Source organism: Alcanivorax sp. HI0044 (assembly GCF_001634945.1).
On the sequence record NZ_LWEZ01001842.1, the window covers coordinates 1 to 507 of the forward strand.

A 507-nucleotide genomic window follows, 5' to 3' on the forward strand; every position below is an offset into this window, starting at 1 on the left:
CATGCGGCCTTGCCCATGGCGTTCCTGCCCAAGGCGCCGCTGGACCTGAGTTACATCGGCATGGAGGATGAAGGCAATGGCCGCTGGTGTGCCACCAATGAAGATGCCGACGGGGATATTTATTGTATCCAGACCGTTGGCGACACCGCCATTCCAGTGGAAATCAATGCCCAGCATGTGATGGGAACGTCACTGACCGCCAACGCCAATCTGGCGATCCCGGTGCTGGGTGATCTTATTCCCTTGCCCCTGGAAACCGGTGCACTGGTGCTGCGTTTCCGGCCCTATGACGACATGCCGCCGCAGCCGTTGCGCGGTTTTGTTATCAATGCCATCGATCCCGACACCGGTGAGGAAATGGAAGACCCGGTTTTCATTACCCGCCTGGATGCCTGGCTTGATGCTCCGGATGTTCGTCTTTTTTCAGCACTGATTCCTGGTGGCGCAGCCATTCCCAATGTGGCTGACGCCAACGTGAGAAGCCTGCCGGTGTCCGCCTACCTGAAT

The 507-nt window shown here is 58.0% G+C and carries 1 protein-coding gene; it reads left to right on the forward strand.

The window, feature by feature from the left end; genetic code table 11:
* Positions 1–507: hypothetical protein (locus A3730_RS32340; protein ID WP_197477678.1), on the forward strand; the 507-nt coding region annotated here is incomplete at both ends.